Origin of the sequence: Sphingobium sp. LMA1-1-1.1, assembly GCF_040676365.1 — a bacterium.
GTDB lineage: Bacteria > Pseudomonadota > Alphaproteobacteria > Sphingomonadales > Sphingomonadaceae > Sphingobium.
In genome coordinates this window covers 223,424-240,380 of the sequence record NZ_JBEGHS010000001.1, presented here as the reverse complement: position 1 = coordinate 240,380, position 16,957 = coordinate 223,424, and the positions used below count along the sequence as shown (strand labels likewise).

The following is a 16,957-nucleotide window of genomic DNA, read 5'->3' as shown; positions in this document are numbered from 1 at the left end:
CCCCTTGTTCTTGTCAGTTCTGCAGGGCGCCAGTGACCCGCAATTCAGAGATCCCGACCATCGCGTCCTTGGGCGGCCAGAAGCGGATGCGCACACGCCGTCCGATCACCGGATCGGTTTCGAGCTTCCGCGTGATCGCGTCTTCCATGCCCGGGAAATTCTCGGCAAGCTTGCGCCACTGCCCCTGCTCATCGAGAATTTCAGCCATGAAGCCATAGGGCGCCGATTGCGGGAAGGTGATGTTCAGTGAATGCACCTCAACCACCCGTTCCAGGTCGATAGCGAGGGTCATTTCGCCATCGCCCGGTGCCGGACTCCAATAGGTTGACGGATCGCCGTCATTTGCCAGGCGCGAGCTGTGGGCCGGCGCACTGCTGCTGGCGAAGGTCGGGTTGTTGAGCCCGAATTCGCCATCTCCTGGGCGTTCGCTCTGCTGCCTGACAAAGGCCGTGTAGGGGCGCGGCGCGGCAAGCGCGGTCTTTCCGGGCACGAATGGCGGGCCCTTCAGCGTTCGCACTGTCGCCAGCCCGTCCTTGAGTCCCGGCGAAGTTGCGCGCAGCCGGGTAATCCCGGCCTGCCAACTGCGCAAGGCGATCGCCGCCTCGCCATCGCGGATCTCGATGTCGCTATCGGGAGCAAAGTCGATGCTGCGCCCGGTGGGCAACTCGCCCGGCCCGGCCTCTATGCTCAGCCGGACCGGCGGGCTGTTGCTCAGCCGGCGTCCCTGGCTGTCGACCACGCTGACGATCACCTGCACGTCGTCGGTGCCGTCGCCGCGCGTGATGGTGGGGGCGCTGGTCGTGATCCGCAAGGCCGCCGGTTCCCCGGCAACGGGCCAGACCGGCGGCGGCACTCCGGCATAGGCGTTGCGATACCAGTAATATTGCCGCTTGGGCAGGCGGAAATAATCGATCATGCCCATGCCGCCGAACCGTTTGCCCGCGATCGAGCCGTGATCGAAACCCGCCCAAATCACCTCGCCCGACCGCCAGGGCAGCCGCCACGAACCTTCCTTGGTCTTGTCCGCGCCGCGGGTATTGACCAGATCGTCCCAGCCCGGTTCATATTTACCCGGCCGATTGGTCATGGTGGTGCCATATTCGGCGACGAAATTGGGAATGCCGGGATCGGCAAACAGGCTGGCGCCGTCGCCATTATAGCCGGCAATGTCGCCCAGCTTGTCGATGTCGCCGCGCTGCGCGCCATCGATCGCGGCAGGACGGGTCGGATCAAGCTGATGCGTCAGCGCGACCATTTCCGAAAGCAGCCGCCGCACGTCCGGCATGGTTTCGGGCGCAGTGAAGAACGCTTCATTGTCCATCCCCCAAACCACGATCGAAGGCCGATTGCGGTCGATGCGGATCATCTCGGTCAATTGCTGCTTGGCGTTCGCGTCGAACTCTGCCCGATGAGCGGGATCGGTCGGATAGGCCGAAGCACCCCATGGATTGCGGAACCCCGCGGTTCCCCAGAAATTCATTTCCGACAGGAACATCACGCCAAGGCGATCGGTGGCCTCAGCAAAATGGGGATCGTGCGGATAATGTGAGCCGCGGATAAAATCGAACCCCGCATCCTTGATCATTTTGACATCGCGTTCGATCGCACCGTTGGTGACCGCATCCCCCCAGCCCGCCTGATCCTGATGAACGTTGGCGCCGCGGAAGTAACGGTGCTTGCCGTTCAGGAAGAAGCCGCGATCCGCGGTCCATTCAAACCATCGGAAGCCGAATTCGGTGTCGAACCGATCCCGCTCGCGGCCATTCACGATCAGGCTGGTGATCGCCCGGTACAGCACGGGACTTTCCGGGCTCCACAAGCCAGGCCGCGCTATGGGCGCGGACAATTGCCGAGCGATCGCCGTGCTGCCCGGGGCTACCGTCAACCGCTGGTCGGGCAATGTCGATATGGCTCGACCATGGCCGTCGACCACGCTCGTCCGCACCGTGACGTCGGCAGACGTCGATCCAGCATTGCGAACCTCGGTCTCGGCCGCGACCCGGCCGGACGACTCCGACAGTTCCGGTGTGGTGATCCTCGTTCCGGTCCAGGGCACATGCACTTCGTCGGTCGTGACTAGCCAGACGTCGCGATAGAGGCCGCCGCTGAACACATGCTCACCCGCCCTGGGCGGTAATGTTGGCTGCCATTCGTTGTTGACCAATACCGCGATTACATTGCGTCCTGGGCGCACCGCCTTGGTGATGTCTACCGGAAAACCGGTATAGCCGCCCTTGTGTCGCGCGATTTCGACGCCGTTCACATAAATCCGCGCGTCTTGAAAGGCGCCCTCGAACTCCAATTCCAGGCGCCGTCCCACGGGAATCTTGGCGAGGTGGAAGGATTTGCGGTACCATCCGTCGCCGGTGTAGAAGTCGGGCGCCCGAAAATAAGGCATGCTGAAGCTGTGCGGCAATCCAATCCGTGCCCATGCTGCATCATCGAAATTGGCCGCCTCTGCCCCCCAGTGCGATCCCAAAGCGAAATGCCAATCGGCATTAAAGATGGTCCGTGTCCGTCCTTCCGGAATGGCGATTACCGTCTTCGCTTCCTTGGCAAAGGCCGTCGGACATACGAACGACATGGTTGCAGCGACAACGCAAACCAGCAGCCTCAAACTTCGTAACATGGCTGAAACTCTTGCTCCCTGCTTCGCCCGCGACGGTCGCCGCCATCGCCTGACCAAACATCTTATTTCGAACGCAAAAACTTTCGCCGCCCGATGGCAACTGAGCGACGCACAACTTGTCCTGACGCTGATTTTCGGTGCCGCGTCCGCTCCACCTTCGCCTGCCCATCCGACAAACGAAAATGGTCCAGGTCATCAGCAAATCCCATAAGGCAGTCGCCGCCGCCACGGATTGGAGGCGCAACCACAACGCCAGGGCAATACCCCTCCAAATTTATCGTTCCAATTTGGGCAACGCTGCCGGCGAGCGATGCTATTTGTTGATCGCCGCCTTCAGTTCGCTGGCCGTAATGCCGATCATCAAGCCCTTCTCGTCCTTCGCGAAGGAGTTGAGCGCCATTTTGACCTTCTTCCCATCGGTGACCACGACAACGCCGGTGTCGAGCACTTTTTCGACCGTGCCAATCGGCACGCCCTCGCTGTCACGAATGACGGCACCCGGCGTCATGTCTGCGGCCGTTGCGTCGACGATCTTGGATTCCTGCACAGCGGGAACCGAGGTATTTGCAATGGCGGCCCGGAATTCGTCGGCCGAGATGCCGATCATCAACCCGGCGGAATCCTTGCCAAAAGAATTGATGGGCAGCTTGGCCAACCTGTTGTCGGCGCTGACAACAGCGCCATCCTCATCGAGTTCCTTGATGGTTGCGACCTGGACGCCATTTTTGTCCCGCACGGCCGCCCCAGGGACGAAATCGGCCGGAGTAGCGAGAATCGGGCCGTTTTTCCTTTTTGCCGCGCGACGGTCGCCTGGACTGGAAACCTTTACGCCCTCATTGACGATCCGGTTATATCCTTCGACCTGAGCCCTGTCGTTGCGGGCGGCCGCAGTGCTGTCCACCGTTCCCGGCAACGGCCCCGTAGGTATGGTCTGGGCAATCGCTGGTTCAACCATGGCCGCCACGAAGGCTGCTGCGGTAAGGATTTTCCATGTCATCGGTTCTGTTTCCTCTCTCATTTTCTCAGCGGTCCAGGCAGATTATTCGGCAGTTCCACTGGCGAGCCGGATCATTGACGCAATTGTCTGATTTTTGTACCTGTAACAGCAGCACCCCATATTGCACAACCGAAGGAAGCAAGTTCATGCGTTTGCGAAAACTCTTTTTGGCTGCGGCGGCACTTTCGGTTTCTGGCGCGGCGCTGGCCAATGGCTACATGGTGAACCTGCAGCCTGCGAATGGCGCTACGGTGAAGGGCCACGCCGGCCTCCACGCGGTGGATGACAAGACCGATCGCGCCCTTGTACGAATTGTCGCCCCCGGCCTTGCAGCCGACAAGCGGGGAACCATCCGGGTTCTCGTCATGAACCTCGGAACCGAGCCGTTTGAATTCGGCCCGGACGATGTGACTCTCACCCTGGCCGATGGTTCCGAACTCAAGAAGGTCCCGCTCGCGGAGTTTGATCGTGGCTATGGCCTCATCAAGCGGGAGCAGAACCGCGCAGCAGCCGTCACCGCACAGAACAACAGCACGCTGTCGTCGCTGATGGGACAAACCCAATCGGGGATGCCCGGCAACTCTCCCGCGGCGGCTCCAAATATCGGAACGCGCCAGACCGATTTCGAATCGCTCAGGCGCAATCTCGATGACGAATATCTGCAACCCGGCGGCAAGACACTGGACGCCCTTTATCAGCTGCTGATGCCAGACCAGGTGGCTCCTCAGGCTGCTTCGGGAGGATATTTGGTGTTCGAGATGCCGAAACGGAACAAGAAGTCCACGGCCGATGCCGATCTTCCGATCACGATTACCGTTCGCACCGGCGACAGCATCCACCACTTCACAGGTGTACTCAAGCGGAGCTGATCGGCAACGATCAACCGCAACCCCGAAGCCCGCATGCGATCTGGTCGGTCCGACCAGATCGCATGCGGAGGACGTGGATCGAGTGCCTTCGGGCAAAGCACCTCGCCTCCACCCCTTTCTATGATCCGCTCGTCGGGGAGCATCAAGCCGGCGCACGCCCGAACACTTTGACGCACCGGGGCGACGAACGACTTCGAAGGCGGACACGCTGCGGATGTTCACAACTGTTCCTGTCGCAAAGGGGCAGCTCGCGCCTGACCTTGCTGTTGTGTCGGTGCGATAAAATCTTCCACTGATGGAAAAGCTTCGACCTGGCTGATGACAGCTTTCATTCGCAGGTGCACTTCGGCAATCTGCTCGCGCTCTTCGATTGCATCAAGCCGGGGATCGAAGCTTTGCGGCATCAACCCGTGACCGATGAACGAACTGGCCCAGCTACTCGTCTGAAACGTCTCGAAATCATTGAGCGGAACATGCCCTCGCGCGGCGAAGATATCGAGTTTGCGTTGCAAAGTTTCAGGTACGACCGTTTCGCGACAACGGTCCCAGAACAACTCTCCAATCCGGTGATTGAGCTTGTAATGCAAGATCTGGAAATCGCGCAGATTGGAAGCGACACAACGAATGATGTCGTCATAGGTCTGCGCTTCGGGAAACTGCCCCGCTTCGACTGGAAACAGCGCCATCAGTTGCGAGATGCAATTATGAGTCATATGCAACTGCACGGCATCAAGCGGCTCAAGTGAAAAGGCGGCTTCGCCGATCGCTACGCAGTTCCCTACCCAACAGCGACGACGAATGCCCTGGTTGAGCGGCGACACCGCCACCTCGCTGTTGACCGGCGCCCGCGCGAGGCTTGGCAGGCTTTGCGCCATTTCCTGGTCGGATATTTGGCGGCTGTCATATACGGCAACGACGCTCGTGCGATTCTGCATCGGAAAGAGCCCGATCCACCCCTGCGCGAATGCCGAAATCTGGCTGAACGAGGGTAGCGGCTGAAGTGCTCTGGCCGACGCGACCATGACGCGGTCGCATGGCAGCCATTCACGCCAGGACTCCAGTTCGGTGCCCGGCAAGCGACCGATCAGCCGCCCTTCCGGTCCGGAGGCATCGACAAACAGGTCGGCCTCCACCCGTTCACCGTCATCAAGCACGACAGCCGCGATCCGGTCCCCGTCGACCTCGACGTCCGCAAGCGTGGCCTCCTTCGCTCCAATGCCCAGCCCGAGCGTGCAATGCCGCAGCAGCACGGCATAGGAGCGGGCATCGATGTTATAGCCGAATGTCGCGCGGAGGGAGGCGCCGTCCTGCGGGACAGGGACACGGCCAGCCCGCGCTGCCATGGCAGCGAGCGAGAAAGCCTCGAACTCGGACCGCAGTCCATCCTGGCGGGCCTTGGTCCAGAAATGCGTAAACTCGAGGGGCGCATCAGCGATTTCACGATCATAGCCGTGGAGAAACGGGGCGCCAGCGCCGCCCCAGCCATTGAAACGCTGGCCCGCCACAGGCACGGCCTTGCACGTTGTCCACACGAGCCGATCGTTCAGACCGACACGCAAATGATAGCCGTCCAGAGCGGGAAGCGCGGAATAGCAATCGGTCGCTTTCAACAGGCTGGGCAATTCGATCACCCGCACCTTGACCCCTGCGGCGCCCAGCGAGCGAACAATTGCCGCGGCAGCCATCCAGACGGGAGCATCGCGGCCGATCACCACCACATCGTTTACCGGCCTCACGGTCTGACCTCCTCGGTAACCGCAGCCAGCGGGGATTCCGGCGCGCAATAATCGGCGATGAAATCATCGTGGCTGGGCATTTGCCCGACCTTGTCACGGATCGTGGTGCGCAAGGCATCCAGACCCGCGATCATGTCATCCTCCGGCTCTGTATCTGCCAGCCGGCTATAGCCCTCAGGAACAAGACCCTGACCAACGAACACGCTCAGCCAACTCGGCGGCGAAAACAGCCCATGATAGCGCTTTATGATCCCGCTGTGGCGGAAGATCTCGATCTTGTGGTTTAGGCTGTCAGGAACCTCCATGGCGGCGCAATAGCGCCAGATTTCGGCGTCATCGCGCGTGTTGAGCTTATAGTGCAGGATCAGGAAATCCCGGATCCGTTCATACTCCATGTCGATCAGGCGGTTGAATTCATCCCGCAGCCGCGGGTCGATCCGCTTCATCGGGAGTAATGGCAGAAGCTGAAGGACCGCGACCTGAATGAGGTAGATGCTGGTGGATTCCAACGGTTCCAGGAATCCGCTGGCAAGACCGATGGCAACGCAGTTCTTTTCCCAGCTGACGACGCGCCTGCCCGCCTGGAACCTGAGCATGCGCGGCTCTGCCAGAGGTTTGGCATCCAGGCTGCGTAGCAGCGAAGCGGCCGCGTCCTCCTCCTTGATGAAGGACGATGAGCAGACATAACCATTGCCGGTACGATGCTGCAAGGGGATGCGCCAGCGCCAGCCGGCCTCCATTGCCGTGGAACGCGTGAACGGAGTAAACTCGCCGCGCTCGCTGGGAACGGCAAAGGCACGATCGCATGGCAACCACTTGGACCAGTCTTCCCACGCCACTCCAAGAGTCTTGTCCAGCAGCAGTGAACGAAAGCCGGAACAATCGATAAACAGGTCGCCAGTAATCGACTCTCCGGATTCTAGTGTCAGCGAACGGACATCGCCGCTTTGCGGATCGCGAACGATTTCCCGGACCTTGCCTTCGGTGCGGATTACCCCGCGCTGTTCGGCAAGTCCACGAAGAAACACGGAATAAAGACTGGCGTCGAAATGGTAGGCGTAGGAAAAGGTCGAATCGATCGCCGCCTGATCCGTGCTCGGAAAGTTGAATCGGCGCATTCGCGCTGCTTGCACGGCGAACGAATATTCCTGAATATCGGATTCCCAGCCGCTGCGCAGGGCTCTTACCCATCGATGATGAAAGACGTGGGCCGTATCGGCCGTTCCGTGCGTGCCAAAGGGATGGATATAACGCGAACCCTTCGTACCCCAGTCGACAAATTCGATGCCAAGTTTGAACGCGCCCTTGGTGGCCCGCATCATTTCCGCTTCATTGACGCCAATCGCGTCGTTGAAATTCTTCATTTGCGGCAGCGTCGCCTCGCCGACGCCAACAATTCCGATTTCCTCCGATTCAACCAAACGCACGCGGCAACGGGACGAAGGCAGAAATGTCACGAGAGCGGTTGCCGCCATCCAACCAGCCGTCCCACCGCCCAAAATCACGATATCCAGAGGTTCGCCCATCCTAAACCATCCGTCCGCATGAGGCCGTTGTGAAATCTCTGGCTACAAATTCATGGCCAAAAAAGAAAGGGGGCCTCACCCGCAGGAGCGCCCCCTATTCCCGCTCCGCTTGTCTTAGCCGCCCATCTTCCACCGCACGCCGAAGGTGAACCTGCGATCCTGCCGGAACCAGCTATTCTGCATCAGGATCATCTTGCCTTCAGGGCTCTGGGAATCGGACATCTGCTGCTCGGTTACAGTCTTGGTATTGAGCAGATTGCTACCTTCGATGCTCAGTTCGATATTCTTGTTCACGCTGTAGCGGATCGATCCGTCGAGATAGCCCAAGGCCTTCGACCAGACCGGCAAGCCAACGCAGCAGTCGGCGGCGGTGATAAGATATCGACTCCGCCAGTTGTACGCGAGCCTTGCGCCGAACGGCCCCTTCTCAAACAGGCCGACGAGGTTGAAGGAATGCTTCGATAGCCCTTCGAGCGATCCCGGATTGATCGTGCTGGGCGTGTAAACCCCCGGCCACATGGACGCCAGGTTCGAATTCGGCACACCCTTGTTACGGATGAAGGTGTAGTTGGCCTGTATGCCGAAGTGATTGAACGGTTCGGGCAAGAAGTCGAAGAAGCGGTTATAAGCGACCTCGGCGCCCTGGATCTTCGCACCCTTGCCGTTTGCAGGGCCACTGACCTGAACCGTCCGGGTCACGCCGTTATTGGTAACTTCCGCAAAGAAGCGCCCGAACTGGATATAGTCGTAAAACTGCTTGTGGAACAGCGCGAGACTGAACATGCCGGCATTGGCAAAATAATGCTCAAGCGACACGTCGAATTGCCATGCAGTCGTTGGCTTCAGACGCGCATTGAACGCGCTGGCCATATATTCAGGCGCCGCGCCTATGATATTGCCCTGCGCGTCCTTGATCCACCGCGGATCATCAGGCGAAGTGCCCGGCAAGTTCTGACTGACACTCAGATAGCTTCTCAACAGTCCCATATCGGGTCGTGACATTGCCTTCGACGCGGCAAGACGCATCACCCATTTGGGCGAGAAATCAAAGCGCAGGTTGAAGCTGGGCAGGATATGATTCTGCGACACCTTGATGTTGATGGGCTTGCCTGTCCCGTCACCCATGGCAAACTGGACATCTTCAGGAGACATATAGCAGATGGAGCTATAGGGTACCTGGACAGGCTGGCCTGGTTGCGGCAGCGGCGGCGGCGACGCATTGCCCGTCAACCCGCCCGGAACGAGCGGAGTGGACGGACAGGCAGTTTCCGGGCTGGCCTGAAGCCGCGGATACTGTTCAAAGCCCAAGCTCTTTACACGCGTGTTGATGTAACGCACGCCGATATTGCCGCTAACCCTTACCCCACCAATGTGCAAGGTGTCGTTTCCGCCAAACTTCACCATCAGATAAGCAGAGCGGGTCGTTTCCGACACGTCGGCGATTTCGTTTTGCGCGAAACAGCTGTTGGGCATTTCCGTCGGAACGCCAGTGCCTGGCTGACCATTACGGCTACAGACCGGGATAAAGGAACCGATACCACCCGCGCCGGTAACTGGATCAGGATTTGAAATCTTGTCGCGGCTGAACAGGTCAAGCTGGTGATTGGCAAGGAACGAGAAAGGAACATGTGGGAACATGCCAAGCGAGCCGCCGAAGAACGGATTGCCAAACTCTCCCACCTTGTAGAAATTCGCGGGGTAGCCGTTGAACGTCGTCGTAACGCCATTGCTGGTGCACGATCCCGGCTTCGAATCCGCGTTGAAGTAGATGTACTGGCAGCCTTGCGTCCAGGTATTGGCAATGTTGGCCCAGTTATAGGAGCTGCCTTGCACCCGCTGATCGCGATCGGCATAGCGTACGCCGAACTTGACGGTATCTGCCCAGTCGAACGGAGTATTCCATTCGCCGTCGAAGCGCATGGCCACTTCCTGACCCGAACTGTCCTGAACATTGTCCGCAAGGTCGTGGATATAATAATTGTTGGGATTCGAAAGTCCGCCCGGAGATTGGGCGATGTTCGTCGGCGCGTTGAATGCCAAAATACGCGGGTGCGTACCGAGGTTGTCAAGTTCGACATCTGCCCATGACGACAAAGTCAGTGCAGCATCGTACAACTTGATAGTCGAATCGACATATTGTGCGTCGAAATTGAACCGAAGATTATCGGTCGCCTCATATTTGAGGTTGAACCCGCCTTCCTGGGTCATATTCTGACCTTTGGAATAGCGGTTGCTTGCATTGACGCCTACACCGTGCTGGTCAGATGCCGAGCAATAGCCCTCAGGATAGGTGTTCCCCCCATAACAGCTGCGGATCATGGCGGTGCCATCCGAGTTGAGTGCCATGTTGGCTTCATCCGCCGGAGGACCCCACCAGCCGCCAGCCATGTTGAATGTGCCGCGATCAATGAAGCCATCCTGCCCGAAGGTAAACGGGTCGGTCCCCGGGGCTGGCACTGGAATGTCGCTGTAGCCCGGCTGGAAACGGTAATTCGGATCGGAGCTGGGAATTCCGAACATGTTGACGCCAACGCCATGCTCGCGCATTACATTGTTATAGTTCGAGCGAATATACTGGAAAGTCGCTAGCCATTTCTGGTCGTTGCTTCGCCATTGCGCGGCCGCAGCAACACCCGTCCGCTTACGCTCATATGTGGTGTCCAGCATATTTACGCCAGTCGGAATGACGACAGCACCTGGTCCAAACTGGGCGTTGACGTCCTGGCTGCCGGAAATCATACCTCCAGTAAAAACGCCCGCGCGGTAGGACTGCAGACCCAGAGATGCAGTATTGACGTGCGAGTAGGCGACATGCCCCATAATACCGATTTCACCGATTCCGGTGTTCCAGCGATTGCTGTAATATGCGTTGAGATCCGGTGACCATTTCTTGGCCGCGTCTCCATAATTAGCCTTGGCACCGATCTGTATCAGTTCCCCCTTCGCGTCGAAGGGAACGCGCGTACGCAAGTTGACCGAACCGGCGATACCGCCCTCGATCAGGTCCGCCGTCTGGTTCTTGTAGATGTCGACGCCGCCCAGCAACTCCGCCGGAACGTCACTCCACGACAGGCCTCGACTACTGTTCGCAGAGAAGGTGTCGCGGCCGTTGAACTCGTTGCGGACCTGCGGGAGGCCGCGGATGATCACGCCGTTAGGTTCGGCAGAGAAGTGCGCGGTGTCACTGCTCACTGCGAAACGGTTGACCGTGATGCCGGGCACGCGCTGCAAAGCCTCCGCAACCGACTTGTCGGGGAAGGCACCGATATCCGTCGCCGTGATGGAGTCCATCACGGTGTCCGCATTCTTCTTGCGCACGGCAGCCGTCTGCAACGCTCCGCGCAAGCCGGTCACGATGATCGTGGAATCCGAGCCCGAATCTTCGGCTTTTTTGCTGGTTGCCGCGTCCGTGCTTTGCGCGAATGCCGGCGTACTTGTCGCACAAATGGCCAGCGCGAGCGACGACGCGCCCGCAAACAGCATCCCATTTGAATGCATGGAAACTTTTCCCATCATGCCCCCTCCACGAGGTTGGCCCCCAACCGAGCCATCAGTTATAAAATCCGTTAGACAATCGCGCATCGGATCAAGCCGATATCACGCCAGACGAACCCTCGAATCATTTTGTCCGAGTAATTGAATAGGTAACCAAATTGGTCGTTTAGCGCAAGGCTCTGCAAGAAAAATAATCCTCAGACATTTCTACCCTCCTGGCGTTTAAAGCGTTGTAGTTCGAACCATCAGACTGATTAAATTGTCTATAAATCAAATATTTATGACTCACATGACCACAATTGCCTTGAGGACGAAATCAGCCTGATCGATCAGGTTGGGCAGATCGCGCGGCAGGTCGTTCATCGCCACGCTGTGCGTATGAAGAGCACGCATCGGCAACTTTCCACTGCATATGGCAGCTATTACTCTGTCAAAATCACCCGCAGTGGCGTTTCGGCTGCTCAGCAAGGTCGTTTCACGCCTGTGAAATTCGGGATCCGGGAAAATCAGGTCATCCTTGACGACGCTCACCAGCACATAAGTGCCGCCGTGCGCGACATAGGCAAGACCTGCGGACATCGCCTGGATATTACCCGTCGCATCGAAAACGCAGTCAAAGAATTCTCCGTCCGTTGCCGCCGCCAGATCGGCTTTCAACTGATCGGAAACCAATATTGTGTGGGCAATGCCAATCTTCTCGCGGGCATGATCAAGCCGGGCCTGCCGCGTGTCGATCAAGGTCACATCTGCACCATCGAGCTTCGCGAACAACGCCGCAGCGACGCCGATCGGTCCTGCCCCGACAACCAGCACACGATCGTTGCGGCGCACAGCCGCGCGAGACACTGCATGAGCGCCAATCGCGAGGAACTCAACCATCGCAGCGTGGTCGGGCGACAGCCCGGTAGCGTCTATCAGTGCCCTTTCCGGCACAAGCACATATTCGCTCATTGCACCGTCCTGGTGCACGCCAAGAACGGAGATGTTGCTGCAGCAATTGGGCTTGCCGCGGCGGCAGGCACGGCATTCGCCGCAGGCCAGATAGGGATTGACGGTCACCAACTGACCAATGCCGAAGGCGGAATCTTCCCCGGTCGCGGCAACCGTGCCTGAAATCTCGTGCCCCATCACCCGCGGGTAGGAGAGGTAAGGCTGGGTCCCCGAATAAATATGATAATCGGTACCGCACAAACCGACCCGCGCGATCTTCAGCAGAACTTCACCCGGACCGGGCTGAGGCCGGGCTCGTTCTATCACCGAAAGCGCGAATGGCGCGTCGCACAGAATCGCCTTCAATGGCCGCGTCCCGGACAAGACCCTTCACCACCCATCTTCACTGAACTTTCCTTCCTATCATGCGAAATCGATCCGCAGGGCGCTTGCCAGGCGGCTCGGCAGTCGGTCCGGCAGCGTCACCGTCAGGGCCGCGCTGTCCTGTTGGAAATGGAGTTGCGCAGGATTGCCCAGCAATGTGACGCGCCTGATCCGACGCTGGTCATGGGGATTGCCGGCGGCCAGCGACGCGATCGAAACGCGACCGCGCGGTTCGCCCAGAGTGATCGCATAGAGGGCCCCACCACCTGTGGTGAACCGTATGTCCTGCGCCGTATAGGCCACGTCTTCCCGAAACATCCCGTCCTGCGTTTCGGTCGGCCCCTCGCCGTGGATCTTCCACGGGCGCGTGCCATGGATAGCGGCGGCGTTGACCTTCATCCATGCGGCCAGTTCGACCAGCAACTGGTCGGATTCCGGCGGCAGGCTGCCATCGGGATAGAGCGTGACGTTCAGCAAGAGATTGCCGTTCTTGCTGACGATGTCAGCCAGCAGGCCGATGACCGTCGCTGTCGATTTATGGGGAAAGTTCTCGCTGAAGAACCAGTCCGCGTTGGACGTATCGGTCTGCCAGGGCCGATCCTGAATGCCCTTGAGCACCCCGCGCTCTACGTCCTGCACCACCGCGTTGCGATGGAATTCACCGGAGCCGGTCTGCTTGCAATTATAGACCGCTTCAAGCTTGCCGGTCCGCGCTATGCTGCTGTTATAGAAATGGGCGAGCAGGCTGCGCCCGGTCTCCCCGAACGGCAGGCCGCCGTCGCTGTACAACAGGTCGGGCTGGTAGCTGTCGATCAGATCGCTGATCCGGTCGAACCAGTGGCGGTGAAAGGCCGGATTCTTGGTATACCAGGACTCCGGGGTATTGATGAACGGTTCACCCCGGTTGTCGTGGTAGAGGTCGGCAAAGCGGGCGTCGCTACCGTCATAGGATCGGCCGAGCATAGGCCAGAACTGATCATATAGGTGGCTGGGATGCCACCAGGTATAGCTTGCCCCCAGATGCTCGGACACGCCAAAGCGCAGCCCCTGGCGCTTTGCCGCCGCCTGCCACGCACCGACAATGTCGCGTTTCGGCCCCATCTCCGCCGCATTCCAGCGGTGATGGCGCGAGCGCCACAGGTCGAAATTGTCGTGATGAACACCCATGGAGACGAAATATTTGGCTCCCGCCGCCTTGTATTTCGTCATCAGCGCATCGGGATCGAACCTCTCCGCCATCCAGAGCGGAATGATGTCCTTATAGCCCTTTTCCGAAGGATGACCGTAGGCCTTGAGGTGATGGTCGTAATGCGGATGGCCGGGAACATACATGAAGCGCGCATACCAGTCGCCCTGCCCCGGAACCGCCTGGGGACCCCAATGTGCCCAGATCCCGAATTTGGCGTCGGCGAACCAGGAAGGGACTTCATAATTGTTCAGACTTGCGACCGACGAATCAAAACGGCCGCCGGCGATCCTGGCCACGCCCTGCCGCGCACTGGCGCTCGCAGGAGCGAGCGCCGAACTCAAGGCAGCCGCCAACGGTGCCCCAAGTAATTGGCGCTTGGTAAAGCCCGACATCCGATTCTCCCCTGATGCGCACCTCTATGAGGTGATCGTCTGCACTTGTTTGCATATTTACAAACATATTTTCAAGTTGCAATTGAGCCTTCGATTGACGAAATCGGATGACGGTGCCGCCATCGAATGCCAGGGGGATGAACGAACGTGCCGCGATCCGAACTCAAGCGCGCCTACGCGGCACCAGCAGTCGAAAAGACCTTTGAGGTTCTCGAATACCTCGCCACCCACCCCAAAGGGGCGCTGGTCAGCGAAATCGCCGCCGATCTGGGGCGAACGGTGGGCGAGCTTTTCCGGATCATCGTCGTGATGGAGAATCTGGGATATTTGCGTAAGTCCCAGACAACAGACCGATACACGGTGAGCTACAAGCTTCTGGACGTTGCGTTCCGGGCCACGCCATCGCAGGATCTGGTGCGGGCCGCTTTACCCGAAATGCAGGGGCTGGCGCTGGAAACGGGCCAATCCTGCCATCTGGTGGTGCCCGCCACGGGCCACGGGATGGTCGTCGCGCGTGAGGAGCAGCCTGGCACGCGGGGATTTTCCCTGAAGGTCGGTACTATCGTCGACATCCTCAAAAGTTGTTCGGGCCAGGTGATCCTGGCCTATTCCAACCAGGCACGGGTCGACCGGATCGTGCGCGAGGTTGAGGAAGAACGGCATGTGACGGTCGACCGCGAATGGCTGGCGGAGCGGCGGGAGGCGATCCGCCTGGCCGGTTTCGACAGTCGTCCCAGCCCGATAACCTACGGCGTCACCGACATCAGCTTCCCCATCTTCGGTTTCGACAAGGATGTGGTTGCGGCCCTGACCATTCCGTTCCTCTCATTGATCGACGGGTCGCAGAAGGTCGAAATGGACGCGGCGCGCGACATGCTGCGCCGCACGACGGAGCGGATTTCCGATCGGCTGGGCTACCAGCCCTAGGACGGATCGACATTCAGCCCTGACGGCCTGCAAATGTTGGCCTTTCGTGCTTCCGGTGCTCACCTACTGAAAGTAGGCTGCGCGCCGGGTCACGAAAAACCACCATTTTCGGCTCGTCATCATCTGAATGTCGATCCGTCCTAACCGTGCTTGCGCGCTTCCCCAGCGGAAACCATCGCGTCAAACATCCTTCCGCAGATGTTCAGCCAGCATGAAAATGCGTTCGGCAGGCTGCCATTTCACGCCACTGCCGGCTGACGGCACCGGCTTCTGGAACCGGTCCATCTGCGCCTCCCAGGCCTGGGATTCCGCGCTGCCAGTCCGATCTTGAGGCTCCACGTCGCCCGCAGTCTCCGTAATCATCACCAGCCTGTCGCCGGTACGATAAATCTCCATCAGCGTATTGCCGGCATCAAGGATGTCCTGCAACACCCGCGCGGGCACGTTGCCCGGTCGATGCCACCGCTCATATTCTTCCGCCAGCGCCTCGTCGCTGAGATCGAGCACATAGACCTGCCGTGCCATCAGGCTCCTCCCATCGCCATGTTACGGGTGACCCGGCGGCCGAACCAGGCGATCACTAGGAAACAGACCAGCGGCACGAACATCGCCATTGCCAGCGAATGAAGCCGCTCCGCCATAAGGCCGGTCAGCGGCGGGAAGATGGCTCCGCCGATAATCGCCATGACGATCAGCGAAGAGGCAATTCGCTTGCTCGGCCCCAGTCCGGCAAGGCCGAGCGTGAAGATGGTCGGGAACATGATCGACATGAACAGGCTGGTCAGTCCCAACGCGACGACCGCGATCATTCCTCCCGCGCTCATCGCGACGCCGCACAGCACCGCCGCGATTAATGCATAGCCCGTCAGCAGTCGCGGTGCGGGGACATAGCGCATGAGCCCCGCGCCGGCGAACCGCCCGACCATGAACAGAAACAGACTGATGCCCAGCCATTGCGCGGCCAGTTTCTCACCAATGTCGGTCTGGTCCTGAGCGAAATTGATGAAATAGCTCCACACCGTCACCTGTGCGCCGACATAGAAGAACTGGGCCAGGATCGCCGCCCGCAGGCGTGGGCGGCGCAGCGCAGCACCCAGTCCGCCACCGGATTGATCGATACCCTGCCCTTCGGCGATCACGGGAAAACGCGTCAGCGCCACGATCGCGGCAAGGGTGAGGACAACGGCAGCCAGCGCAAGATAGGGCAGCCGTACCGCAAGGGCTTCGGCCGCACGATAGGCTTCGATCTGCGCGGGTTGCATGGCCGACAATTCGGCGGCGCTGTGCTCGATGCCCGAAAAGATCAGGGCGCCGCCCAGAAAGGGCGCGATCACGCCGCCAAGCCCGTTGAAGCTTTGCGCAAAAGTCAGGCGCTGCGCCGCGCTCTCCTCCCGACCCATGGCAGCGATCAGCGGATTGGCCGCGGTTTCCAGAAAGGCGAGACCCGCGGCAATGATGTAGAGCGCCACAAGGAAAAAGCCGAAGGCGCGCACTCCGGCCGCCGGCCAGAACAGCAGCGCGCCGGCCGCGTAAAGGCCAAGCCCCGCGATGATGCCTGCCTTGTAGCCGTGCCGGGCAATGAACCATCCGGCAGGAAGGGCGAAGGTGAAATAGCCGAAGTAGAAGGCCGTCTGGACCAGGCCCGACTCCATCCGCGACAGTTCCAGCGCCTTCTGGAACTGCTTGATCAGGATATCATTGAAATTATTGGCTATTGCCCACATGAAGAACAGGCTGGTAACCACCGCGAAAGCCACCAGGAAGCGGCGCTCTACCAGGGTCGCCCGGCCATCGGCATGGCTCTTTGACGGCTCTGCTGCTTCGTAATGCATGGATGACACTGCGCACCCTCCCCTTTTTGCTTTTCCTTTGATCACCTGCCG

Annotated in this window: 12 protein-coding genes; 3 read left to right on the top strand and 9 right to left on the bottom strand. The window is 59.5% G+C overall.

The window, feature by feature from the left end:
- Positions 1 to 13 precede the first annotated feature (13 nt).
- Positions 14 to 2,398 carry a glycoside hydrolase family 2 protein gene (locus MRBLMA1_RS01270; RefSeq protein WP_363734589.1) on the bottom strand — a complete coding sequence of 795 codons (2,385 nt, stop codon included), beginning with the start codon at positions 2,396 to 2,398 and terminating at the stop codon, positions 14 to 16.
- Between MRBLMA1_RS01270 and MRBLMA1_RS01265 the strand changes: the two genes are divergently transcribed.
- Positions 2,397 to 2,840: a hypothetical protein gene (locus MRBLMA1_RS01265; RefSeq protein WP_363734588.1), complete on the top strand. Its 444-nt coding sequence runs from the start codon at positions 2,397 to 2,399 to the stop codon at positions 2,838 to 2,840. The two genes, MRBLMA1_RS01270 and MRBLMA1_RS01265, sit on opposite strands and share 2 nt — an antisense overlap.
- Before the next feature lie 102 nt (positions 2,841 to 2,942).
- Here MRBLMA1_RS01265 and MRBLMA1_RS01260 read toward each other — a convergent pair whose 3' ends face one another.
- The gene (locus MRBLMA1_RS01260) at positions 2,943 to 3,626 is read right to left on the bottom strand and encodes a hypothetical protein (protein ID WP_363734587.1); all 684 of its coding nucleotides are present in this window, start codon (positions 3,624 to 3,626) and stop codon (positions 2,943 to 2,945) included.
- Between the two features lie 146 nt (positions 3,627 to 3,772).
- Between MRBLMA1_RS01260 and MRBLMA1_RS01255 the strand changes: the two genes are divergently transcribed.
- Complete coding sequence (locus MRBLMA1_RS01255) at positions 3,773 to 4,495, top strand: hypothetical protein (protein WP_363734586.1); 723 nt, start codon at positions 3,773 to 3,775, stop codon at positions 4,493 to 4,495.
- A gap of 218 nt (positions 4,496 to 4,713) precedes the next feature.
- On the opposite strand, the gene MRBLMA1_RS01250 is transcribed toward MRBLMA1_RS01255, so the two are convergent.
- The 5 genes from MRBLMA1_RS01250 to MRBLMA1_RS01230 form a co-directional block, all read right to left on the bottom strand.
- The gene (locus MRBLMA1_RS01250; RefSeq protein WP_363734585.1) at positions 4,714 to 6,213 is read right to left on the bottom strand and encodes a tryptophan 7-halogenase; all 1,500 of its coding nucleotides are present in this window, start codon (positions 6,211 to 6,213) and stop codon (positions 4,714 to 4,716) included.
- 14 nt (positions 6,214 to 6,227) lie between these two features.
- Positions 6,228 to 7,757 carry a tryptophan halogenase family protein gene (locus MRBLMA1_RS01245; protein WP_363734584.1) on the bottom strand — a complete coding sequence of 510 codons (1,530 nt, stop codon included), beginning with the start codon at positions 7,755 to 7,757 and terminating at the stop codon, positions 6,228 to 6,230.
- Between the two features lie 114 nt (positions 7,758 to 7,871).
- The gene (locus MRBLMA1_RS01240) at positions 7,872 to 11,273 is read right to left on the bottom strand and encodes a TonB-dependent receptor (protein ID WP_363734583.1); all 3,402 of its coding nucleotides are present in this window, start codon (positions 11,271 to 11,273) and stop codon (positions 7,872 to 7,874) included.
- Between the two features lie 264 nt (positions 11,274 to 11,537).
- Entirely contained in the window at positions 11,538 to 12,548 is a 1,011-nt protein-coding gene (locus MRBLMA1_RS01235; protein ID WP_363734582.1) for a zinc-binding alcohol dehydrogenase family protein, read from the bottom strand.
- 57 nt (positions 12,549 to 12,605) lie between these two features.
- Entirely contained in the window at positions 12,606 to 14,147 is a 1,542-nt protein-coding gene (locus MRBLMA1_RS01230; RefSeq protein WP_363734581.1) for an alpha-L-fucosidase, read from the bottom strand.
- A 147-nt stretch (positions 14,148 to 14,294) separates the two neighbouring features.
- On the opposite strand from MRBLMA1_RS01230, the gene MRBLMA1_RS01225 reads away from it, so the two are divergent.
- Positions 14,295 to 15,074 (top strand): IclR family transcriptional regulator, encoded by a 780-nt coding sequence (locus tag MRBLMA1_RS01225; protein WP_133652229.1) that lies wholly within the window; start codon positions 14,295 to 14,297, stop codon positions 15,072 to 15,074.
- 180 nt (positions 15,075 to 15,254) lie between these two features.
- Here MRBLMA1_RS01225 and MRBLMA1_RS01220 read toward each other — a convergent pair whose 3' ends face one another.
- Together MRBLMA1_RS01220 and fucP are read right to left on the bottom strand one after the other, a co-directional pair.
- Positions 15,255 to 15,599, bottom strand: a complete 345-nt coding sequence (locus tag MRBLMA1_RS01220; protein WP_363734580.1) for an L-rhamnose mutarotase — start codon at positions 15,597 to 15,599, stop codon at positions 15,255 to 15,257.
- The gene (gene fucP, locus MRBLMA1_RS01215) at positions 15,599 to 16,906 is read right to left on the bottom strand and encodes an L-fucose:H+ symporter permease (protein ID WP_363734579.1); all 1,308 of its coding nucleotides are present in this window, start codon (positions 16,904 to 16,906) and stop codon (positions 15,599 to 15,601) included. Before fucP ends, MRBLMA1_RS01220 begins: the two co-directional genes overlap by 1 nt.
- Positions 16,907 to 16,957: the final 51 nt, after the last annotated feature.

Excerpts from the sequence above, each read along its gene's own strand:
- MRBLMA1_RS01265 (WP_363734588.1), top strand. The coding sequence starts at position 2,397 with ATGCTGAAGCTGTGCGGCAATCCAATCCGTGCCCATGCTGCATCATCG.
- MRBLMA1_RS01270 (WP_363734589.1), bottom strand. The coding sequence starts at position 2,398 with ATGCCTTATTTTCGGGCGCCCGACTTCTACACCGGCGACGGATGGTAC.
- MRBLMA1_RS01260 (WP_363734587.1), bottom strand. The coding sequence starts at position 3,626 with ATGACATGGAAAATCCTTACCGCAGCAGCCTTCGTGGCGGCCATGGTT.
- MRBLMA1_RS01255 (WP_363734586.1), top strand. The coding sequence starts at position 3,773 with ATGCGTTTGCGAAAACTCTTTTTGGCTGCGGCGGCACTTTCGGTTTCT.
- MRBLMA1_RS01245 (WP_363734584.1), bottom strand. The coding sequence starts at position 7,757 with ATGGGCGAACCTCTGGATATCGTGATTTTGGGCGGTGGGACGGCTGGT.
- MRBLMA1_RS01240 (WP_363734583.1), bottom strand. The coding sequence starts at position 11,273 with ATGATGGGAAAAGTTTCCATGCATTCAAATGGGATGCTGTTTGCGGGC.
- MRBLMA1_RS01230 (WP_363734581.1), bottom strand. The coding sequence starts at position 14,147 with ATGTCGGGCTTTACCAAGCGCCAATTACTTGGGGCACCGTTGGCGGCT.
- MRBLMA1_RS01220 (WP_363734580.1), bottom strand. The coding sequence starts at position 15,599 with ATGGCACGGCAGGTCTATGTGCTCGATCTCAGCGACGAGGCGCTGGCG.
- fucP (WP_363734579.1), bottom strand. The coding sequence starts at position 16,906 with ATGCATTACGAAGCAGCAGAGCCGTCAAAGAGCCATGCCGATGGCCGG.